The following is a 20,114-nucleotide window of genomic DNA, read 5'->3' on the forward strand; positions in this document are numbered from 1 at the left end:
GTCAGCCCCTCTCGCTGGTCTGGTCCTGCGGTGGATCGGGATGTTCGGCCTCGAGCCGCTCGACGTGCCGGACGGCCAACCGGCGGCGGCGACGCACCGCCAGGCCGGCGACGGAGACGCCGACGATGACGGCGACGCCGTTGAAGACGCTCTCGATCCAGGTCGCCGCGCCGAGGTGCTGGAGACCCGCGATCGTGAAGCTCACGAAGTAGGCGGCGATGAGCGTGCCGAGCATGTTGACCCGCCCCGGGCGCAGCACGGCCGCGCCGAGGAAGGCCGCGGCGAACGCCGGCAGGAGGAACTGCTGCCCCACGGCCGGCTGGCCGGAGCCGATCCGGGACGCCAGCAGCAGCCCGGCGATCGAGGCCAGCACCGCGGCGCCGACGAAGGCCCGCAGGGTGTACGAGTTGACGTTGATGCCGGCCCGCGCGGCGCCGCGCAGGTTTCCGTCCATCGAGTACATCCGCTGCCCGAAGGGCGTCCAGACCACGGCGATCTCCAGCACCACGACCACCACGAGCAGGTACAGCAGCGGCAGCGGAATGCCGCCGAGATCACCGCGGGCGATTCCGGTGAAGCTCTCCGGGACGTTCTGGAAGATGACCCGGCCACCGGTGACCAGGTAGAGCAGGCCCATGAGCACGCTGCCGGTCGCCAGGGTCGCGATGATGGACGTCATGCCGAAGCGCAGCACCAGCAGGGTGTTGAGCGCGCCGACCACGACGGCGACGGCGATCACCAGCACCACGGCGAGCCAGATCGGCGTCCCGTGGACCGCGATCAGCCACACCGCGAGCCCCTGGGCCAGGCCCAGCATGGGCCCGACCGAGGCGTCGAGGTAGTGGGCGAGCAGCGGCAGGGTCGCCGCCAGGGCCACGATGACGGTGACGGTCTGGTTGACCAGCACGAGTCGGAAGTTGGTGACGGTGAAGTACGTCGACGGGCTGAGCGCCGAGAACGAGGCGATCACCAGCACGAGCAGCCCGATGAGCCCGAACCTGCCGATCGCCCCGACGAGCCACTCGGACCGGCTCTGCCGGGACCGGTCGGCGCTCTGCCGGACGAGGACGGGCGGGGTGGTCAGGGTGTCGGGCATTATCCGGCGCTCCTCTCCAGCGCTGCGGCGCCGCGGACGATGAGCTGCACGCACCGTTCGACGTCGAGATCCCGGGTCGGCCCGTGGTGGACCTGCCGGCCGCCCTTCATGACCAGCAACCGGTCGGCCAGTTCCAGCAGTTCGGGGATGCGGTGGCTGATCACGACCACGGCGTAGCCGGTGTCCCGCAGCCGGACGATGAGGTCGTTGACGACGCGGGACTCCGACGTGCCGAGCGCCGCCGTCGGTTCGTCCATCACCATCACCCGGGGCTCGTGGGCCGCGACGAGCGCCCGGGCGATGGCGACCATCTGCCGCTGGCCGCCGGAGAGCCCTTCGACGAGCACGTTCATGTCGTGCAGGTCGATGCCGAGGCTCTCCAGCACGGCCTGGGTGCGGACCCGCATGGCCTTCTTCCGCAGGACCGGCAGCACCGCGGGGCCGCCGGTCCACTCGCGGCCGAGGAAGACGTTCTCCACCACGCTGAGGTTGTCGCTCAGCCCCAGATCCTGGTAGATCATCTCGATGCCGGCGGCGCGCGCCTGTCCGATGGTGTGCGGCGTGAGCTGCCGTCCCGTCACCCGCAGGTGCCCGCTGTCCGGGGCGATCGCCCCGCTCACCACGTTCATGAGCGTGGACTTGCCGGCGCCGTTGTCGCCGACGATGCCCAGGATCTCGCCCGGCCGCACGTCGAAGGAGACGTCCACCACCGCCCGCACCCGACCGTAGGACTTGCTGATCCCGACGGCCTCCAGAACCGGTGCGTCAGTCACTGCGCGGCGCTCCACATCCGGGTGTACCGCTCGGCGAAGTCGACGTACGAGTCCCAGTCGACCTTGCCGTCCTCGGGGGCGTTCGACTGCCGGAAGATGGTCGCCGGGATGCCCTGCTCGGCGTCGGGCAGCGCGGGCTTCCCGGCCAGGAGCCGCACCACCTGGTCGATCGCGGCGTAGGCGTTCCAGCCGCGCACCGCGCCGAAGTCGGCGAACTGGTCGCCCGCGGCCACGCTGCTCAGGCGTTCCGGCTCGGCGTTCTTCGACAGCACCTTGACGTCGGTCCGGCCGGCCGCCTTCAGCGCGGCGATGATGGACTCCACCCCGTTGCCGTAGGGCGTGAAGATGTACTGCAGGTCGTCGCCGTACTTCTGGATCAACGAGGTGGCGATGTTCTGCATCTCGATCGGGTCGCCCGCCTGGGCCAGCGTCCGCTCGCGTACCTCGAGCAGCTGGCACCCGGTGCACGCCGCGAACACCTTCTTGCTGGTGTTCAGCGCCTCCACCAGGTGGGGGTAGCCGACGTCCCAGAGGAAGACGGCCTTCGCGGTGCCCTTGCTGTCGGCGATCGCCTGGGTCACCTGGAGCACCGACTGGAAGGTCTCCCGGCTGGAGACGTTGGCGTCGAAGCCGACCGTTCCGCCTTCCTTGACGGCCGAGATGCCGACCACCGGGATCTTCGCCTTCTGCAACTCGGCGATGCCGTCGGCGGCCTGGTTCTCGGGGATCGCGACGGTGATGACGGCGCTGGGCTTGTGGGTGGCGGCGGTGGCGAGCGCCTTCTGGAAGCCCTCCGGCGTGCCCTGGCCGTCGATGACCTCCGCGGTCCACCCGATCTGCTGGGCGATCGCGGCGGCCTTGCGACCGACCTCCTCGCACGAGGTGCCGATCTTGCACACGATGATGTCGACCTTCGCGCCCGCCACCGGCTTGGCCGACTGCGTCGGGCCGGACCAGTCCTCGTAGACCTTGATCTTGTCCAGGGTGATGTCGGCCTCGGCGCCCTCGAAGTACAGCAGGCCGCCGGTGCCCACCTTGATCAGTTCGGCGGCCTGGGCGGTATAGGCGTCGTCGACCGGGCCGGGCGTGTCGCCGCCCGAGGACGAGTCGCCGCACGCGGCGGCACCCAGCAGCAGGGCGGCGCTCAGGGCCGCGGCGGCGGAGCGGCGGAGCGCTCTCGGGAACGTGAACAAGATGCCACTCCTCAGGAGACGGCCCACGAGGGACGAGGGAATGTATGCAAAAAGCGGTGATGGCGGTCTGGCATCGAGCGGTTCGTGGTCCCTGTCGTCCGCATCCCGCGGTGACTCAGGAACCTCGAAGTGACGACTTCCTGTGCACAACCGAAGGTAGTTCGACGTTTCGTGCAGTGTCAAGCATCACCTCTGAACAGGAGATAAGCCGTTACCTCCCTGGGAGGTTGCATGCAGGTCTTGACTTTCGGTACGCAGACGATTCCGCCGTGAGACGTTGTCGGATCGCTCCTCGCACCCTAGATTGCATACAGTTACGTCTGACGTTGGAGGTCGCATGGCGACGAACACCGCGCTGCCGCTGGCCGATCTGCGCGTGATCGAGATGGGCCAGCTGCTGGCCGGTCCGTTCTGCGGGCAGCTCCTCGGCGACTTCGGCGCCGAGGTCATCAAGATCGAAGACCCCAGGGCCGGGGATCCCATGCGCCAGTGGGGCCGCGAGAAGCCGCACGGCATGTCCCTGTGGTGGCCGGTCGTGGCCCGCAACAAGAAGTCGGTCACCATCAACCTGCGCGACGCCGACGGGCAGGAGCTCGTGCGGCGGCTGCTCGCCGAGGCCGACGTGCTCGTCGAGAACTTCCGTCCCGGCACGCTCGAACGCTGGGGGCTGTCCCCCGAGGCGCTGTGGGAGCTCAACCCCCGCCTGGTCGTGACGCGGGTCAGTGGTTACGGCCAGACCGGCCCGTACGCCGGCCGCGCCGGCTTCGGTTCGATCGGCGAGGCGATGGGCGGCATCCGATACGTCACCGGCGACCCCGACCGGCCACCGGCCCGCTCCGGCATCTCCCTCGGCGACTCCCTCGCCGCCGTCTTCGCCGCGCTGGGGACGCTCGTGGCCCTGCACGAACGGCTCCGTACCGGCCGCGGCCAGGTCGTCGACGCGGCCATCTACGAGGCGGTCCTGGCCATGATGGAGTCACTGCTGCCGGAGTGGTCGCTGGCCGGCTACCAGCGCGAGCGCACCGGCGCGGTGCTACCGAACATCTCCCCCAGCAACGTCTTCCCGACCAGCGACGGTGAGAGCGTGCTCATCGCGGCCAACCAGGACAGCGTGTTCCGCCGGCTCACCGAGGTCATGGGCCGGACCGAGCTGGCCGACGACGACCGGTTCCGCGCGCACGACGCGCGCGGGCGCAACATGTCCCTGATCGACGGCATCATCGCCGAGTGGTCGGCGACGGTGCCCGCCGACGAGCTGCTCGACCGCCTCAGCGCCCACGGGGTGCCGGCCGGGCGCATCTACACGGCGCCCGACATGCTCGCCGACCCCCACTTCGCCGCCCGCGAGGCGATCGTCCGCCTGGCGGCGCCGGGCCTCGGCGACGTACCGATGCAGAACGTCATGCCACGGCTGAGCCGCACTCCCGGCGCGGTCCGCCACACCGGCCCGGACCTCGGTGAGCACAACGACGAGGTGTTCGGGAAGCTTCTCGGGCTGGACGCCGACCGGACCGCCGAGCTTCGAGCGGCCGGGGTCATCTGATGCCCGTCGAGAGCGTCGAGGTCCGTCAGTGCGCGACCACGACCCCCGGGGCGGGCTCCAGGTCGGCGAGTCGGGACGGCCGCACCACGAGCAGCAGCACCGCCAGCGCCGCCACCATGCCACCGGTCACCACCAGGGCCATCGCCACCGCGCCGGTGCCCAGCACGCCGACCAGCGGCGCGGCCACCGCGCCCACCCCGAACTGCACGGCACCGAGCAGCGCGGACGCGGTGCCGGCCGCCTCGCCGTGCCGGGACAGCGCCAGCGCCGGGGCGTTCGGCATCGCCAGGCCGGCCGCCGCCAGCACCACCCACAACGACACCAGCAGGGCGGGCAGCCCACCGACGTTCGTCGCGGCGAAGCCCAGCAGGGCCAGGCCGGCCAGCGTTCCCACGCCCAGCGAGACCACGAGGATGCGCTGCGGCGGGAAGCGGCGCAGCAACCGCACGTTGTACTGGGTCGCCCCGATCAGGCCCACCGCGCCCGCGCCGAACGCCAGCGCGAACTCCTGCTCGTCGAGCCCGTACCCCTGCTGAAGCACGAACGACGAGCCGGCCACATACGCGAACAGCGCCGCCATGGCCAGGCCGGCGACCAGGACCAGGCCGACGAACACGCGGTCGCGCAGCAGCGAGCCGTAGAGGCGGGCGGTGCCGACGACGCCGCCGCGACGGCGGCGCTCGGGCGGGAGCGTCTCCGGCAGGCCGAGCGCGGCGACCACGGCCAGCAGCACGCCGAAGACGGCCAGCACGACGAAGACACCCGGCCAGTCCGTCCAGCGCAGCACGGCCCCGCCCAGGGTCGGGGCGAGGATCGGCGCCGCGCCCATCACCAGCAGCAGCCGGGAGAGCAGGGTGGCGAACGCCGCGCCGCTGAACAGGTCACGGACCACTGCCATCGCGACCACCGCGGTGGCGGCGACGCCGAGGCCCTGCACCACCCGCAGCACCCCGAGGACGGCGACGTTCGGCGCGACGACGCAGAGCGACGACGCCATGACGTGCAGCACGAGGCCGGCGATCAGCGGACGGCGCCGCCCGACCGCGTCCGACAGCGGACCGATCAGCAGCTGGCCGACCGCGAGCCCGGCGAGCGTGCCGGTGAGGGTGAGCTGGACCGCCGCCGAGGTGGTTGCGAAGTCCGCGACGATCGCGGGCAGCGCGGGCAGGTACATGTCGATGGTCAGCGGACCCACCGCGATCAGCGAACCGAGGACCAGCACGAGCCGCAGCCGCTGCCCCCGGCCCATCAGGTCCCCGGGTGTCGAGGTGGTGGTCGGCCGCCGGTCGGTGGCGACATCGGTCATCGGGGGGACCTCCGCCCGGTCAGGACGCGGCCGGGCGGAATTCGGTAAGACAGTCACACCTGGGTTCAGGTCCCGTCCCGCCGGCCCCATTCCCGTCTGCGCGAGAGGTTACCCGGGTCACAGGCAGTCGCGCACCGCCGCGCTGAGCAGGTTGGCCCGCTCGTCGTCGATGCCGCCCATCTGGTTCACCACGTAGCCGAAGCCGAGCTGGTGGGTGTCGTCGGCGAAGGCCAGGTGCCCGCCGGCGCCGTCGTGGCCGAAGCTGCGTACCCCGAGCATCGGGCGCGGCGCCGCGTGCACCAGGAATCCGGTGCCCCAGCGGTGGCCGGCGTCCGGCAGCCCGTACACCTGCTGGCCGGCGGCGCGGACGGCGAGGGCGTCGTCGACGGACGCGGGGGTGAGCAGGCGCGGGCCGGCGGCGGACCCGGCGACGCAGGCGGCGTAGAGGCGGGCCAGGCTCTCGGCGGTGCTGACCGCGCCCGCGCCGGGGACCTGCGCGGCCTGGATGGCCGGGTCGTTGAAGCTGACCAGGCCGGTGTCGTCGGCCGGGAAGGCGAACGCCCCGCCCATGGTGATGCCGCGTTCGGCGACCGGGTCGCCGGCCGGGCCGGGGTCACCGACCGGGGCCAGCATCCAGGCGACCGTGTCGCGCTCGGCCGCCGGCAGGCCGATCCAGGTACGCAGGCCGAGCGGCTCGCCGATGGTGCGGGCGAACCAGGCGCCCGGGAGTTCCCCGGTGATCCGGCGGATGACCTCGCCGATCAGCCAACCGTAGGTCATCGCGTGGTAGCTGTGCGCCGTGCCCGGTCGCCACAGCGGGGCCTGCGCCTCGATCGCCTCGATCACCGGGTCCCAGGCGAGCACCTCGTCGAGGGTGAAGGGCCGGTCCAGCGCCGGCAGGCCGGACTGGTGGGTGAGCAGCCAGCGGACCGGGATCTCGTCCTTGCCGTGCCGGCCGAACCCGGGCCAGTAGCGGGTGACGGGCGCGTCCAGGTCGAGCCGGCCCTCCTGCGCCAGCCGGTACGCGCAGATCGCCATGATCCCCTTGGTGACGGAGAAGACGACCGCGGGCGTGTCGGCGGTCCACGGCCGGCCGGACCGGGGGTCGGCCGTCCCGCCGTACAGGTCGACGACCGCGCGGCCGGCGACGTGGACGGCGACCGCGGCGCCCACCTCGCCCCGGTCGGCGAAGTTGGCCCGGAACACGTCGGCGACCCGACCGAAGCCGTCGTCGGCGTGCCCGTGGATCTGCGGGTCGGTCACCTCGTCATCCCTTCACGGAGCCCTGGAGCAGGGCCTTGATGAACTGACGCTGGAAGATCACGAACACGATGAGCGTCGGGGTCATGATGAGCAGCGAGCCGGCGCAGAGCAACACCAGGTCGGTCCCCCACTGGCCCTGGAACGCGCCGAGCGCGCCGGCCATCGTCCGCTTGGTGGCGTCGTCCACCAGGACGATGGCGAGCAGGAACTGGTTCCAGGTCCAGAGGAACAGCAGGATGGTCAGCGACGCGACGGCCGGGCGGGCCAGCGGCACGTGCACGCGCCAGAACAGTTGCCAGGTGTTGCTGCCGTCGACCCGGGCCGCCTCGGACAGCTCCCGTGGCACGTTGATGAAGTGCGCCCGCATCCAGAACACCGCGAACGGCATGTAGAGGCCGACCAGCGGCAGGATGATCGCCCATCGGGTGTTGAGCAGGCCGAGGTCGCGGATCTGGTAGTAGAGCGGGGTGACCACGGCCTCGAAGGGCAGCGTGAGGCCGAGCAGCAGCAGCCCGAAGGCGAGGTGGCCGCCGGGCACCCGCAGGTGGCCGAGGCCGAAGCCGGCCATGGTCGCGATGAGCACGGCGAACGGCACCACCCCGGCCACGATCAGCATGCTGGACTTCAGCAGGGCGCCCATGTTCGCGGCGGTGAAGGCGTCGGCGAAGTTGCCCCACTGCGGGTCCGAGGGCCAGGCCAGGCCGGTGGGTACGGTGCCGCGCGGTTGCAGGGCCGCGGACAGCATGCTGAGGAACGGCAGCAGGGTGACGACCACGAGCGCGATCAGGAAGATCCGCCCGGTCAGTCGCTCACCGCGACCGGTCAGGTTCATGGTTTCTCTCCCCGGGTCAGCCGTTGGATCGGCAGCACGCACACCAGGACCAGCAGCATCAGCACCACGCCCAGGGCCGAGGCGAGCCCGACCTGGCGTTGGGAGAAGGCGAGCCGGTAGATCTCCAGGCCCGGCACGGTCGTCTCGATGCCCGGGCCGCCGCTGGTGGAGATGTAGACGATGTCGAAGCTGGCAAGCGCCGCGATGACGGTCACCGTGAGGCAGATGCCGATCTCCTGGCGCAGGCTGGGCAGGGTCACCGCGAAGAACTCCCGGATCGAGCCGGCGCCGTCCATCCGGGCCGCCTCGTAGAGCGACGGGTCGATCTTGCTCATGCCGGTGACCAGCAGGATGGTGCAGAGGCCGAGCATCACCCAGGCCCCGATCACGCCCACGGCCGGCAGCGCGGTGTCGAACTCGCCGAGCCAGGGCCGGGTGACCGAGCCCAGCCCGACCGCCCGCAGCGCCTGGTTGACCAGGCCGCTGGAGGACATCATCCAGCTCCAGGCGATGCCGGCCGCCACCAGCGGGATCACCTGGGGCAGGAAGAGCACGGTACGCACCATCGCGCCGGCCGGGCCGGTGGCGATCCGGCGGACCAGGCTGGCCACCACCAGGCCCAGCACCACCGGGACGAAGCTGAAGAAGACGATCAGGACGAACGCGTTCCCGATGATCTTCAGCAGGTCCCGGTCGGTGAAGACGGTGACGTAGTTGTCCAGCCCCGCCCAGGTCGCCGCCCCGATGCCGTTCCAGCGGTAGAACGAGTACTGCACGGTGAGCAGGAGCGGGCGCAACACGAAGAACCCGTACATGAGCAGCGCGGGCAGGACCCACAGCCACCCGCTCCACCGGGCCGCGCGGCCCCACCGCTTCCGGTGGGGCCGCGCGGGTGCGCCGAGGACGGTCGTCACCGGGACAGTTCCTTCTCGTACTCGGCCTGGACCGCCTTCACGTACCCCTCGGGCGTCTGCTGTCCGGCGATCAGCTTCTGCATCTCGGGCGTGATCGCCGCGGCGAAGATGCCGCCGGTCGCGTTCGCGGTGAAGTCGACCGCGCCGTTGTCGGCCCCGAGCTGCTGCGACGCCTTCAGCGTCTCGGCCAGCACGGTGCCCTCCTGCACCGGCGGCAGGGACAGCTCGGCCGGACCGCCCGGGGACGAGCCGCCGACGTTCACCGAGATCTCCCGGGCCTTGTCGTTGGTGTGCACCCAGTTGAGGAAGAACGCGGCGGCGTCGGGGTGCTTGGCCTTCGCGCCGACCCCGAAGGTGTTCGGCGCCGACATCGCCACCCGCTTGGCGTCGGCGGTCTCACCCGGGAAGAGGAAGAACCCGACCTTGCCGGGGAGCTGCTTGTCCAGGTTCGCCGACTCCCAGTCGCCGTTGAACATGAACGTGCCGTTGCCCTTGCCGAACTCGCCCATCATCGCGGTGTAGTCGACGGCGTTCGCGTCCTTCGGGAAGTAGCCCGCCTGCGCCCACTTCTGGATGGTCTGGGTGGCCTTCAACGCGGCCGGGGTGTCGAAGGTGGCATCCGGCTTCTGGAAGATCCAGTCGGCGATCCGGGCCGGGTCGCCGTACTGGTTCTGCAGCGCCTGGTGCGGGAAGTTGATGCCGGCGGTGTTCTTGTTGAACTGCATGATCGGCTGGAGGTTCGCCGCCTTCGCCTTGGCCAGCAGGTCCTCGAACTCGGCGATGGTGGCCGGCGGCTGGGTCATGCCGATCTGCGCGGCCTGGTCCTTGTGGTAGAACACGCCAGTCACGCTGTAGCCCAGCCCCATGCCGTACAGGGAGCCCTCGCCCCGGACGCCGCCCTCGCCGATCCGCAGCTGAACCAGTTGCGAGGCCGGGAACTTGTCCCACCCGTACGCCTCGAAGTAGGGGTCCATGTTCTTCAGCAGCCCGTCCTTGACCAGGTCGACCATGGTGGGCAGCCGGATGATGTCGGGCGCGTTGTCCGAGGCGAGGACCCGGGGCGCGTTCTCCACGATGACGGTGAACTGGTCCTCGCGGACGTTGAACGTGACGTTGGGGTGCTGCTTGGTGAACTCGTCGGCGAGCGCCTTGGCCAGCGGGAAGCCGGTCTCGGCGTACATCTCCAGGGTGATCTTCTCCGACCCCAGCTCGGTGCTGACCTTGGCGTCGGCGTCGTTCGACGTGGTCTGCTCCTCGCCGGGTGGGCTGCAGGCGGTGGCGGCCAGGCCGGCGGCGAGCAGTGGCGCCAGCACTGCGAACCGGCGGCGGGTCATCCTCGGGAACTCCGGCACGTCGGGCCTCCTATGTCGCGGCGGAACGGCTTCGCTAAACTGATTTAGCAGAGCATGCGCGGGTGAGCTGGGGCTGTCAAGAAGCAGTCGGCAACGGTCCGGAAACGACGCGTTCACGAATCGGGCCGCCGGGAGACCGGCGACGCAGGCCGCGACCGGACGCATCATGATGGGCAGCAGCGGCGGACGGATCGCCGGGATCGGAGGACTGATGGGCCGCAACCGCGCCACCCTGGCCGACGTCGCCGAGCGCGCCGGGCTGTCCAAGACCGCCGCGTCGATGGTGCTCAACGGCCGGGAGGGCACCCGGCTCTCCGCCGAGGCGCACCAGCGGGTCTTCGCGGCGGCCGAGGAACTCGGCTACCGGCCCAACGTGGCCGCCCGCAGCCTGCGTACCCGCAAGACCGCCACCATCGCGTTCGTCTCCGACATCGTCGCCACCACCCGCTTCGCCGGCGGCCTGATCCGGGGCGCGCTGGACGCGGCCCGCGAGCGCGACCACGTCCTGCTCATCACCGAGACCCAGGGCGACGCGGCCTTCGAGCGGTACGCGATCGAGGCGATCCTCGACCGCCAGGTCGACGGCGTGATCTACGCGGCCATGGCGACCCGCCGGCTGACGGTGCCGCCGGCGATCCTCGGGGGCCGGGTGGTGCTGCTCAACGCCACCAGCGCGGAGCACCTGCCGTGCGTGCTGCCGGACGACGAACGGGCCGGCGCCACGGTCGCGGAGACCCTGCTCGCGCGCGGCCACCGGGACCGGATCGCGCTGATCGGGCGCAACCGGCAGAAGGAGAGCGACCCGGAGATCTCCCTGGCCGCCGCCGCCCGGCTGCGCGGCATCCGGGGTGCCCTCGCCGCCGCCGGCGTCTCGCTGCTGACCGAGGGCTTCTGCCCGGAGTGGCAACCGGAGCACGGCTACGCCGCGACCCGCGCGCTGCTGCGGCAGCCGGTCCGGCCGAGCGCCGTCATCTGCATGAACGACCGGCTCGCCTTCGGCGCCTACCAGGCGCTCGGCGAGGCCGGCCTGAGCGTTCCGGACGACCTCTCGGTGATCTCCTTCGACGACGATCCGATCGCCACCTGGCTGCGCCCGAAACTGACCACCGCCGCGCTGCCGCACGAGCAGATGGGACGCCGGGCGGTGGAGTCGCTGCTCGACGGCGACGGGCACGAGCCGGCGTACGTGCCGATGCCGCTGCGCCGCCGCCGCTCCGTCGCCGCGCCGGCCGGCTGAGCACCGGGCGGCTCACCACCCGGGCGGTAGCCGCTAAACCGATTTACTGATAGCTTTCCCGCCATGTTACGTCTGCCCGACCACTGGGTGTGGGACAGCTGGTACGCCCAGGACGACGACGGTTCGTGGCACGTGTTCTTCCTGCGTGCCTCCCGGGCCCTGCTCGACCCGCACCGCCGTCACCGGCGCGCCTCGATCGGCCACGCCGTCTCCACCGACCTGCGCTCCTGGCGACTGGTCGCGGACGCGCTCGTGCCCGCCGACGCGCCCGGCTGGGACGACCTGGCCACCTGGACCGGTTGCACGGTCCGCGGCCCGGACGGGCGCTGGCACCTGTTCTACACCGGCGTCGGGCGGGCCGAGGACGGGCTGGTCCAGCGGATCGGGCTGGCCGTCTCCGACGACCTGGTCACCTGGCGGCGGCACGGCGACGGTCCGGTCGTCGAGGCCGACCCCGCCTGGTACGAGGTGCTCGACCGGGAGATGTGGTACGAGCAGGCGTGGCGCGACCCCTGGGTGTTCCCCGACCCCGACGGCGACGGCTGGCACATGCTCGTCACCGCCCGCGCCAACCAGGGCCCCGCCGGTGAGCGGGGTGTCATCGGCCACGCCACCTCACCGGACCTGCTCGACTGGACCGTCCGGCCCCCGCTGTCCGCGCCGGCCGGCTTCGGCCACCTGGAGGTGCCGCAGGTCGCCGTGGTGGACGGGCAGCCGCTGCTGCTGTTCTGCACCAACGCGGTCGCCGCCGGCCGGGGACCGGCGCACCAGCTCTGGGTGGCAAGCGCGCCGACGGTCCGCGGGCCCTGGGACGTGCCGGCGGCCCGACCGGTGACGCTGCCCCACCTGTACGCGCCGCGGCTGGTCCCGGACGCCGGCGGCTGGTCCCTGATCGGGTTCGTCGACCACGTCGACGGCGAGTTCGTCGGCGAGCTCAGCGACCCGATCCCGGTCCGCCACGACCCCGCCGCCGGGCTCGTCACCCGGTGACGACCCCGGCCGCCGTCGAGGCCCGGCCCGCGCCGGCCCGCAGATCCTCCTCGATCCGCCTCGCGGCGGCCAGCAGCGGCGGGAGCAGATCCCGCCGGATCACCTCGAACGACCCCCGGGTGGCGTGCGCGGAGACGTTCACCGCCGCCACCACCGACCCGTCCTCGCCGTGGATCGGCGCGGCCAGCGACCGCAGCCCCTCCTCCAACTCCTGGTCCACGATCGCGTACCCCTGGGCGGCGACCTTCGTCAGCACGGCGCGCAGCTTCACCGGGTCGGTGACGGTGCGGCGGGTCAACGGACGCAGCTCCGCGGTGGCCAGGTAGTCGCCGAGCCAGTCCGCCGGTTGCGCGGCGAGCAGCACCCGGCCCATGGACGTGGCGTACGCGGGGAAGCGGGTCCCGACGCTGATCCCCACCGTCATGATCCGCTTGGTCGGCACGCGGGCCACGTAGACCACCTCGTCGCCGTCGAGCACCGACATCGAGCAGGACTCGCGCACCTGCGCGACGAGCGCCTCCATGTGCCGGCGGGCGATCTCGGGCAGGCCCAGGCCGGACAGGTAGGCGTAGCCGAGGTCGAGGATCCGCGCCCGCAGCGAGAAGAGGCGGCCGTCGGTGTGCACATAGCCCAGCTCGACCAGGGTGAGCAGGAACCGGCGCGCCGCGGCCCGGGTCAGGCCGGTCCGCCGGGCCACCTCGCTGAGCGTGAGCTGCGGATGGTCGGCGTCGAACGCCCGGATCACCGCGAGGCCGCGCTCCAGCGACTGGACGAACTCCGGCGACCTCGCCACCTCGCCGCTCACGCTCACCCGGCCTCCCGCCGCAACGTCTCCCGGGCCACCGTGAACGCCCGGTTCGCCGCCGGTACGCCAGCGTAGACGCCGACCTGGAGCAGGACCTCCGCCACCTCCTGCTCGCTCAGCCCGTTGCGCAGCGCGGCCCGGACGTGCATCGCCAGCTCCTCGTCGTGGCGCAGGGTGGCGAGCACGGCGAGGGTCACGCAACTGCGGGTACGCCGGTCGAGACCCGGCCGGCTCCACACCTCGCCCCAGGCGTAGCGGGTGATGAAGTCCTGGAAGTCGTCGGTGAACCCGTCCGTGCCGGCGACCGCGCGGTCGACGTGCGCGTCACCGAGCACCTGCCGGCGTACCGTCATGCCCTGCTCGTGCCGCTCGCGGTCGTTCATCGTTCACGCGGCCTCTCGTCGAAGTGGTCCAGCAGGAGCCGGCACACCCGCTCGGGTTGCCCGACGTTCGCCAGGTGCGCCGCCTCCCCGACGACGGCGAGCCGGGCCCCGGGGATCCGCCCGGCGATGTCGCGGGCATGCCCGACCGGCGTCGCCGCGTCGTCCGCGCCCGCGATCACGAGCGTCGGCGCGCCGATCCGGCCGAGGGCGGGGCGCAGGTCCATCGCGGCGATCGCCTCGCAGCAGGCGGCGTACCCGGCGGGGGACGTCGCGGTCAGCATGGCGCGGAACGCGGCGACCACGTCCGGCCGGGCCACGGCGAAGCCCGGGGTGAACCAGCGGGCCACCACCGCGTCGGCGATCGCCGGCAGGCCGGCGGCCCGGACCGTCGCCGCCCGCTCCCGCCACTGCTCCGGCGGGCCGAGCGACGCCGACGTGCACAGCAGCGCCAGCCGCCGCACCCGGTCGGGCGCGTGCGCGGCCAGCCACATGCCGACCATGCCACCGAGCGACAGCCCCGCGTAGTGGACCCACGGCACGCCCAGGCCGTCGAGCGTCCGCAACAGCTCCCGGCCCAGCAGATCCAGCGAGTACGGCCCCGGCGGCACCGCCGAGCGGCCGTGGCCCAGGTGGTCGTACCGGATCACCCGGAACCGGGCGGCGAGCGCCGCCACCTGGGGTTCCCACATCGCGCCGGCGGTGCCGAGGGAACTTCCCAGCAGCAGCACCGGCGCGCCGGCCGGGCCGTCGGACGTGGTGTGCAGCCGGGCGGTCACCGCGGCACGTCCCGAACGGCGGTCAGGGCCCGGTCGACGAAGTGACCGGCCGAGCCGAGCCAGCGGTACGGGTCGAGCGCCTCGTCGACCTGCGCCTCGGACAGGTGGGCGCGGATCTCGGGGTCGGCGAGCAGCGCGGCGCGGAACGACGGCGCGGCGGCGGCGCGGGCGACCAGGTCGTGCGCGACGCCGCGGCCGACGGCGGGGGCCAGCCGCGCGGCGACGGCCTCGGCGAGCACGACGCCGCCCGTCACGTCGAGGTTCGCCCGCATCCGCTCCGGACGGACCCGCAACCCGGTGAGCATCCGGGCGCAGCGGGCGGCGGCGCCGCCGGCGACGTGCAGCAGGTCGAGCAGGGGTTCCCACTCGGCGTGCCAGCCGCCGGCGGCCCGCTCGTGCTCCTGCGCCGCCGCGGCGAACAGGGTGGCGACGAGACCCGGGCCGCGCCGGGCCGCGGCGGTGACCAGGATCGAGTCCACCGGGTTGCGTTTGTGCGGCATGGCCGAGGAGCCGCCCCGCCCGTCGCCGCCCTCGGTGACCTCACCGATCTCGGTCTGGGCGAGCAGCCCGACGTCGAGCGCGACCTTGCCGGCGGCCACCAGGAGCCCACCCAGGGCGGCGGCCAGGTCGAGCCGGGGCTGGCGGCGGGTGTGCCAGGGCAGCGGGCTCCCGGGCAGGCCCAGGCGCGCCGCGAACCGCTCGGCGACCTCCGGACCGGCCGGGCCGAACGCGGCCAGGGTGCCGACCGCGCCGCCGAGTTGCGCGGGTTGCGCGGCGCCCGCCTGCCGCAGCCGGTCCCGGGCCTCGACGAGACCGGTCAACCAGCCGGCCGCCTTCAGCCCGAACGTGGTGGGTGCCGCCTGCTGCCCGAGGGTCCGGCCGACCATCACGGTGTCCCGGTGGGTGTCGGCCAGCCCGGCGGCGGCGTCGACGGCGGCGTCGAGGTGACCCGACAGCGGCCCGAGCGCCCGCACGGTGACCAGGACCAGCGCGGTGTCCAGGACGTCCTGACTGGTCGCGCCGGCGTGCACCCAGGCCCGGGCGTGCTCGGGCACCGCGGCGGTCAACTCGCGGACCAGCGGGACGACCGGGTTGCCGGCGGCCTCCGCGGCCCGGCCGAGCGCCGCCGGGTCGAACCGCTCGGCGCGGCACCGGCCGCCGATCGCCTCCGCCACCGCCGGGGGCACGATGCCGGTGTCGGCGGCAGCCTGGGCGAGCGCGGCCTCCACGTCGAGCATCGCCTGGAGCAGGGACACGTCACCGAGTTCCGCGTCGACGTCCGGGCTGCCGGAGAGACCGCCGAGCAGGCCGTCAGACGGCGAAGAAGACGGTCTCACGGTCGCCCTGGAGGTGGATGTCGAAGCGGAACCCGTCCGGCGCGGCGCTCGCCAGCAGCGTGTCCCGGCGATCCGCGTCGACGCCGCGCAGCACCGGATCGGCGGCGTTCGCCGCCGGCTCGTCGGGAAAGTAGAGCCGGGTGACGAGACGGTGCAGCAGCCCCCGTCCCAGCACCGACAGGGTCAGGTGGGGGGCCTCGACGCCGCCGTCCGGGTCGGGCAGCGCGCCGGGCCTGACGGTCAGCAGCCGGTAGCAGCCCTGCCCGTCGGTCTCGCTGCGGCCGAACCCCCGGAAACCCGGGAGCGCGGGCGGCCGGGCCCCGCGCGGGTCGTCCGGGTGGTCGAACCGGCCGTCCGGGTCGGCCTGCCAGCTCTCCACCATCGCGTCGACCACCGGCGCTCCGGCGCCGTCGACGATCCGGCCCCGGATCCAGAACGCGCCAGGCGTGCCCTCGGGCACCACGTACGGGCCGTCGGGCCAGCGCAGACCGATGTGCAGGTACGGCCCGACCGTCTGCGCGGGCGTGACGCCCAGCCGTTCAGTCATCGTCGTCACCGTCCTCGAAGGGAGTGCTCTCCCGGCCCCGCAGCACGATGTCGAACTCGTACGCCAGGGCCCACTCCGGCACCGTGGTGGCGTGGTCGTACCGGGCGACCATCCGTTGGCGGGCGGCCGGGTCGGTGACCGCGTTGAAGATCGGGTCCTGGAAGAACAGCGGGTCGCCCGGGAAGTACATCTGGGTCACCAGCCGCTGGGTGAACGCGCGGCCGAAGAGGGAGAAGTGGATGTGCGCCGGCCGCCAGGCGTTGTCGTGGTTGCGCCAGGGATAGGCGCCGGGCTGCACGGTGACGAACCGGTAGCGCCCCCGGGCGTCGGTGAGCGCCCGGCCCACCCCCTCGAAGTGCGGGTCGAGCGGCGCCGGCCAGGTGTCCGACGCGTGGCGGTAGCGGCCGGCGGCGTTGGCCTGCCAGATCTCCACGAGCGTGCCGGCCACCGGACGGCCGTCGCCGTCGCGGACCCGGCCGTGCACGACGATCCGCTGCCCCTGCGGCTCGCCGTCGTGCTGGCGGGTCAGGTCGTGGTCGAGCGCGCCGAGACGCCCCTCCCCCAGCAGCGGCCCGGTGACCTCGGTCAGGCGCTGCGGCAGGTAGGCGAGCGGCTGCTGCGGCGCCCGCGCCACGGTGGACCCGTAGCCGGGGCTGAGCAGGGGCGGATGGGCGTCGACGTCGTCCCGCCGGTAGCGCGGCAGCACCAGGCCGCCCTGGTGGGCGGTGTCCCGGGTGGTCATGTTCCTCTCCCGTCCGGCTCGGCGCGGCCGATCCTGGTCGCCTCCAGCGCTCGCAGCGCCGTGAGTTCGCGCGCCGTCGGCGGCTCCCCGGTGACCAGCCGCCCGGCGACGGCCAGGTCCCAGCCGGTGGCCGCCCGGGCCCGCTCCACGGTCACGCCCGGATGCAGCCGGGTCAGCGTCAGCTCGCAGGTGACCGGGTCCGGTTCGAGGACGCCGAGGTCGGTGATCACCAGTCGGGGACCGCCGCCGCGCAGGCCGAGCCGCTCCCGGTCGCCCGGCCCCGATCCGTAGCCGACCGAGGTGACGAAGTCGACCCGCGCGGTGAACGTCCGCGGGTTCTGCCGGACGATGACCACGACCTCGCCGCAGGAGGCGGCGATCTCCGGCGCGCCACCGGCGCCGGGCAGGCGGACCTCCGGGACGTCGTAGTCGCCGCCGATGACCGTGGTGTTGATGTTGCCGTACCGGTCGAGCTGCGCGGCGCCGAGGAAGCCGACGTCGATCCGGCCGGGTTGCAGCCAGTAGTTGAACACCTCGGGCACCGACACCACCGCGTCGGCCGTGTCGGCGAGGACACCGTCCCCGATGGACAGCGGAAGCCGGTCCGGCTTCGCGCCGAGGCAGCCGGACTCGTAGACGAGCACCAGGTTCGGGGCGTGGGTGGCCCGGGCCAGGTTCGCCGCGGTGCTCGGCAGCCCGATCCCGACGAAGCAGGCGGCGCCGTCGCGCAGTTGCCGGGCGGCGGCGACGGTCATCATCTCGTCCGCCGTCCACTCCGCCGCGCTCACGGGGTGCCGACCAGGTGCACGTGCCGGTCCAACCAGGCGCGGAAGGTGTCGCGGTCCCGGCTGACCGCGTCCCAGGCGCGGTAGAAGTCGTTGTCCCGGGTCGAGTAGCCCTGGGCGTAGGAGGGGTGCGCGCCGCCGGGCGCCTCGGCCACCGCGGTGACCGCCCATCCGGGCAGGACGACCTGACCGGGCACGGGTGCCAGCTCGTCCACGATCTCCTCGACGGTGACCAGGGACCGGCGGGCGGCGAGCACCGCCTCCTTCTGCACCCCGGTGATGCCCCACATCTGCACGTTGCCGGCCCGGTCGGCGCGCTGCGCGTGCACCACCGTCACGTCGGGGCGCAGGGCGGGCACGGCGGTCAGGGTCTCCCCGGTGAAGGGGCAGGTGATCGGCCGGATGTTCGTGGTGTGCCGGGGCAGGTCGGTGCCGGTGTAGCCGCGCAGGACGGCGAACGGCAGCCCGGACGCCCCGGCCACGTAACGGTTCGCCATGCCCGCGTGGCTGTGCTCCTCCAATTCGAGCGGACCCGGCCAGGCGTGCCGCACCGCGTCCCGGAAGCGGTGCAGCGACCCGACGCCCGGGTTGCCGCCCCAGGAGAAGACCAGGCGGCGGGCGCACCCGGCGCCGATGAGCTGGTCGTAGATGACGTCGGGAGTCATCCGCACCAGGGTCAGATCGCGCCGCCCCTGCCGGATGATTTCGTGACCGGCGGCGAACGGGATGAGGTGGGTGAACCCCTCCAGGGCCACGGTGTCGCCGTCGTGGACCAGGTCCGCCACCGCGTCGGCAAGTGGGACGAGCGTCGCCATGAGCCTCCCCCGACGTGTTCGGCACGCGGACGGTCGTGCTGAGAACGAACGTACGGCGGAGAATGACATCCGTCAACGCCGTTGACGCGGGCCGGGTCACGTGCCAACGTTCAGAAGGAGAACACCCGTTCGGTGAACGAACACGGCGACGGCCCTGACCGATCGGATCCCCGCCCGTTCTGACCTGCGGAGAGGAGCCCGGAGATGCGTACCCAGGTCGGCATCGTCGGCGCCGGGCCGGCGGGGCTCATGCTGTCGCACCTGCTGCACCTGCGCGGAATCGACTCGGTGGTGCTGGAGAGCCGCAGCCGGGACCACGTCGAGCACCGGGTCCGGGCGGGCGTCCTCGAACAGGGCTCGGTCGACCTGCTCCGCCGCACCGGCCTCGGTGCGCGGCTGGATCGGGAGGGGCTGCGGCACGAGGGCATCGAGCTGCGCTTCGCCGGGGAGTCGCATCGGGTGCCGATGACGGAGCTGACCGGACGGGCGATCACCGTCTACGGGCAGCAGGAGGTGGTCAAGGACCTGATCGCGGCCCGGCTCGCGGCCGGCGGCGCGATCCGGTTCGAGGCCGAGGCGGTCCGCCTGGACGGCCTGGACACGGACGCGCCGACCGTCCACTTCCGCCGGAACGGGCGGGAGGAGGCGCTGCGGTGTGACTTCGTGGCCGGCTGCGACGGGTTCCACGGGGTCAGCCGCGCCGCGGTGCCCGACGGGGTGCTGACCACGTACGAGCGGACGTACCCGTTCGCCTGGCTGGGCGTGCTCGCCGCCGCCGCGCCCGCGGTGGAGGAACTCGTCTACGCCCACCACGACCGCGGTTTCGCCCTCTACAGCATGCGTTCACCGGAGATCTCCCGGCTCTATCTTCAGGTCGCTCCGGACGAGGACATCGCCGCGTGGCCGGACGAGCGGATCTGGGCGGAGCTGCGGACGCGGCTGGAGACGGTGCCGGGCTGGTCGCTCCACGAGGGGCCGGTCCTGGAGAAGTCGATCACGCCGATGCGGAGCTTCGTGGTCGAGCCGATGCGGTGGGAGCGGCTGTTCCTGGCCGGGGACGCGGTGCACATCGTGCCGCCGACCGGCGCGAAGGGCATGAACCTGGCCCTCGCCGACGTCGCGTTGCTCGGGGACGCCTTCGCCGCGTGGTACGACCGGGGGCGCACGGACCTTCTGGCGGGCTACTCGGCGACGGCGCTGCGCCGGGTCTGGCGGGCCCAGCACTTCTCCTGGTGGATGACCTCCATGCTGCACCGGTTGGAGCGGGACGACCCGTACGAGGCGAAGCTGCAGACCGCCACGCTGCGATACGTCGCCACCTCCCGCGCCTACGCCACCAGCCTGGCCGAGAACTACGTCGGACTGCCCGTCGTTTAACTTATCCATGACGGGCGTCAGATTTTCTTGACTTTCGATATCGACGTG

General features: G+C 72.8%; 20 protein-coding genes. 4 read left to right on the forward strand and 16 right to left on the reverse strand.

Annotated elements, in window-relative coordinates; translation table 11 throughout:
• Nucleotide 1: 1 nt before the first annotated feature.
• From O7613_RS13055 to O7613_RS13065, 3 genes are read right to left on the reverse strand one after another with little or no spacing between them, the layout of a single operon-like run.
• Nucleotides 2-1,096 (reverse strand): ABC transporter permease, encoded by a 1,095-nt coding sequence (locus O7613_RS13055; RefSeq protein ID WP_281588322.1) that lies wholly within the window; start codon nucleotides 1,094-1,096, stop codon nucleotides 2-4.
• Nucleotides 1,096-1,869: an ATP-binding cassette domain-containing protein gene (locus O7613_RS13060; protein ID WP_282294095.1), complete on the reverse strand. Its 774-nt coding sequence runs from the start codon at nucleotides 1,867-1,869 to the stop codon at nucleotides 1,096-1,098. Before O7613_RS13060 ends, O7613_RS13055 begins: the two co-directional genes overlap by 1 nt.
• Complete coding sequence (locus O7613_RS13065) at nucleotides 1,866-3,062, reverse strand: substrate-binding domain-containing protein (RefSeq protein ID WP_281588319.1); 1,197 nt, start codon at nucleotides 3,060-3,062, stop codon at nucleotides 1,866-1,868. The genes O7613_RS13060 and O7613_RS13065 overlap by 4 nt, the downstream gene beginning before the upstream one ends.
• 337 nt (nucleotides 3,063-3,399) lie before the next feature.
• Between O7613_RS13065 and O7613_RS13070 the strand changes: the two genes are divergently transcribed.
• Nucleotides 3,400-4,605 carry a CoA transferase gene (locus O7613_RS13070; RefSeq protein WP_281588317.1) on the forward strand — a complete coding sequence of 402 codons (1,206 nt, stop codon included), beginning with the start codon at nucleotides 3,400-3,402 and terminating at the stop codon, nucleotides 4,603-4,605.
• A gap of 25 nt (nucleotides 4,606-4,630) precedes the next feature.
• Here O7613_RS13070 and O7613_RS13075 read toward each other — a convergent pair whose 3' ends face one another.
• From O7613_RS13075 to O7613_RS13095, 5 genes are all read right to left on the reverse strand, one after another.
• On the reverse strand, nucleotides 4,631-5,854 hold the full coding sequence (locus O7613_RS13075; protein ID WP_281590243.1) for a multidrug effflux MFS transporter: 1,224 nt from the start codon (nucleotides 5,852-5,854) through the stop codon (nucleotides 4,631-4,633).
• A gap of 174 nt (nucleotides 5,855-6,028) precedes the next feature.
• The gene (locus O7613_RS13080; RefSeq protein ID WP_282294097.1) at nucleotides 6,029-7,174 is read right to left on the reverse strand and encodes a serine hydrolase domain-containing protein; all 1,146 of its coding nucleotides are present in this window, start codon (nucleotides 7,172-7,174) and stop codon (nucleotides 6,029-6,031) included.
• Between the two features lie 4 nt (nucleotides 7,175-7,178).
• Nucleotides 7,179-8,006 (reverse strand): carbohydrate ABC transporter permease, encoded by an 828-nt coding sequence (locus tag O7613_RS13085; RefSeq protein WP_281588313.1) that lies wholly within the window; start codon nucleotides 8,004-8,006, stop codon nucleotides 7,179-7,181.
• On the reverse strand, nucleotides 8,003-8,920 hold the full coding sequence (locus O7613_RS13090; RefSeq protein ID WP_281588311.1) for a sugar ABC transporter permease: 918 nt from the start codon (nucleotides 8,918-8,920) through the stop codon (nucleotides 8,003-8,005). Before O7613_RS13090 ends, O7613_RS13085 begins: the two co-directional genes overlap by 4 nt.
• Nucleotides 8,917-10,272, reverse strand: a complete 1,356-nt coding sequence (locus O7613_RS13095) for an extracellular solute-binding protein (RefSeq protein WP_282294098.1) — start codon at nucleotides 10,270-10,272, stop codon at nucleotides 8,917-8,919. Before O7613_RS13095 ends, O7613_RS13090 begins: the two co-directional genes overlap by 4 nt.
• 211 nt (nucleotides 10,273-10,483) lie before the next feature.
• On the opposite strand from O7613_RS13095, the gene O7613_RS13100 reads away from it, so the two are divergent.
• Entirely contained in the window at nucleotides 10,484-11,509 is a 1,026-nt protein-coding gene (locus O7613_RS13100) for a LacI family DNA-binding transcriptional regulator (protein ID WP_282294099.1), read from the forward strand.
• A 63-nt stretch (nucleotides 11,510-11,572) separates the two neighbouring features.
• Nucleotides 11,573-12,499 carry a glycoside hydrolase family 68 protein gene (locus O7613_RS13105; RefSeq protein ID WP_281588306.1) on the forward strand — a complete coding sequence of 309 codons (927 nt, stop codon included), beginning with the start codon at nucleotides 11,573-11,575 and terminating at the stop codon, nucleotides 12,497-12,499.
• Here O7613_RS13105 and O7613_RS13110 read toward each other — a convergent pair.
• The 8 genes from O7613_RS13110 to O7613_RS13145 are packed head-to-tail and all read right to left on the reverse strand — an operon-like array spanning nucleotide 12,489 to nucleotide 18,689.
• Nucleotides 12,489-13,310, reverse strand: a complete 822-nt coding sequence (locus O7613_RS13110; RefSeq protein WP_282294101.1) for an IclR family transcriptional regulator C-terminal domain-containing protein — start codon at nucleotides 13,308-13,310, stop codon at nucleotides 12,489-12,491. The genes O7613_RS13105 and O7613_RS13110 overlap by 11 nt on opposite strands.
• Nucleotides 13,307-13,687, reverse strand: coding sequence for a 4-carboxymuconolactone decarboxylase (gene pcaC / locus O7613_RS13115; RefSeq protein WP_282294103.1), 381 nt, complete (start codon nucleotides 13,685-13,687; stop codon nucleotides 13,307-13,309). The genes O7613_RS13110 and pcaC overlap by 4 nt, the downstream gene beginning before the upstream one ends.
• Nucleotides 13,684-14,463 carry a 3-oxoadipate enol-lactonase gene (gene pcaD / locus O7613_RS13120; protein ID WP_282294104.1) on the reverse strand — a complete coding sequence of 260 codons (780 nt, stop codon included), beginning with the start codon at nucleotides 14,461-14,463 and terminating at the stop codon, nucleotides 13,684-13,686. The genes pcaC and pcaD overlap by 4 nt, the downstream gene beginning before the upstream one ends.
• Nucleotides 14,460-15,800 (reverse strand): 3-carboxy-cis,cis-muconate cycloisomerase, encoded by a 1,341-nt coding sequence (pcaB, locus tag O7613_RS13125; RefSeq protein WP_282294105.1) that lies wholly within the window; start codon nucleotides 15,798-15,800, stop codon nucleotides 14,460-14,462. The genes pcaD and pcaB overlap by 4 nt, the downstream gene beginning before the upstream one ends.
• Complete coding sequence (pcaG, locus tag O7613_RS13130; protein ID WP_281588297.1) at nucleotides 15,775-16,347, reverse strand: protocatechuate 3,4-dioxygenase subunit alpha; 573 nt, start codon at nucleotides 16,345-16,347, stop codon at nucleotides 15,775-15,777. Before pcaG ends, pcaB begins: the two co-directional genes overlap by 26 nt.
• Nucleotides 16,340-17,089: a protocatechuate 3,4-dioxygenase subunit beta gene (gene pcaH, locus O7613_RS13135; protein ID WP_281588295.1), complete on the reverse strand. Its 750-nt coding sequence runs from the start codon at nucleotides 17,087-17,089 to the stop codon at nucleotides 16,340-16,342. Before pcaH ends, pcaG begins: the two co-directional genes overlap by 8 nt.
• The gene (locus O7613_RS13140) at nucleotides 17,086-17,847 is read right to left on the reverse strand and encodes a CoA-transferase (protein WP_348775415.1); all 762 of its coding nucleotides are present in this window, start codon (nucleotides 17,845-17,847) and stop codon (nucleotides 17,086-17,088) included. The genes pcaH and O7613_RS13140 overlap by 4 nt, the downstream gene beginning before the upstream one ends.
• A gap of 26 nt (nucleotides 17,848-17,873) precedes the next feature.
• On the reverse strand, nucleotides 17,874-18,689 hold the full coding sequence (locus tag O7613_RS13145) for a CoA transferase subunit A (RefSeq protein WP_282294111.1): 816 nt from the start codon (nucleotides 18,687-18,689) through the stop codon (nucleotides 17,874-17,876).
• A gap of 204 nt (nucleotides 18,690-18,893) precedes the next feature.
• Here O7613_RS13145 and O7613_RS13150 point away from each other — a divergent pair, with 204 nt between their 5' ends.
• Nucleotides 18,894-20,066 carry a 4-hydroxybenzoate 3-monooxygenase gene (locus tag O7613_RS13150; RefSeq protein ID WP_282294112.1) on the forward strand — a complete coding sequence of 391 codons (1,173 nt, stop codon included), beginning with the start codon at nucleotides 18,894-18,896 and terminating at the stop codon, nucleotides 20,064-20,066.
• Nucleotides 20,067-20,114: the final 48 nt, after the last annotated feature.

The sequence above is a fragment of the Micromonospora sp. WMMD975 genome, assembly GCF_029581215.1.
Classification (GTDB): Bacteria; Actinomycetota; Actinomycetes; order Mycobacteriales; family Micromonosporaceae; genus Micromonospora.

Excerpts from the sequence above, each read along its gene's own strand:
- O7613_RS13055 (WP_281588322.1), bottom strand. The coding sequence starts at position 1,096 with ATGCCCGACACCCTGACCACCCCGCCCGTCCTCGTCCGGCAGAGCGCC.
- O7613_RS13070 (WP_281588317.1), top strand. The coding sequence starts at position 3,400 with ATGGCGACGAACACCGCGCTGCCGCTGGCCGATCTGCGCGTGATCGAG.
- O7613_RS13075 (WP_281590243.1), bottom strand. The coding sequence starts at position 5,854 with ATGGGCCGGGGGCAGCGGCTGCGGCTCGTGCTGGTCCTCGGTTCGCTG.
- O7613_RS13085 (WP_281588313.1), bottom strand. The coding sequence starts at position 8,006 with ATGAACCTGACCGGTCGCGGTGAGCGACTGACCGGGCGGATCTTCCTG.
- O7613_RS13100 (WP_282294099.1), top strand. The coding sequence starts at position 10,484 with ATGGGCCGCAACCGCGCCACCCTGGCCGACGTCGCCGAGCGCGCCGGG.
- O7613_RS13105 (WP_281588306.1), top strand. The coding sequence starts at position 11,573 with ATGTTACGTCTGCCCGACCACTGGGTGTGGGACAGCTGGTACGCCCAG.
- pcaC (WP_282294103.1), bottom strand. The coding sequence starts at position 13,687 with ATGAACGACCGCGAGCGGCACGAGCAGGGCATGACGGTACGCCGGCAG.
- pcaG (WP_281588297.1), bottom strand. The coding sequence starts at position 16,347 with ATGACTGAACGGCTGGGCGTCACGCCCGCGCAGACGGTCGGGCCGTAC.
- pcaH (WP_281588295.1), bottom strand. The coding sequence starts at position 17,089 with ATGACCACCCGGGACACCGCCCACCAGGGCGGCCTGGTGCTGCCGCGC.
- O7613_RS13140 (WP_348775415.1), bottom strand. The coding sequence starts at position 17,847 with ATGATGACCGTCGCCGCCGCCCGGCAACTGCGCGACGGCGCCGCCTGC.
- O7613_RS13145 (WP_282294111.1), bottom strand. The coding sequence starts at position 18,689 with ATGGCGACGCTCGTCCCACTTGCCGACGCGGTGGCGGACCTGGTCCAC.
- O7613_RS13150 (WP_282294112.1), top strand. The coding sequence starts at position 18,894 with ATGCGTACCCAGGTCGGCATCGTCGGCGCCGGGCCGGCGGGGCTCATG.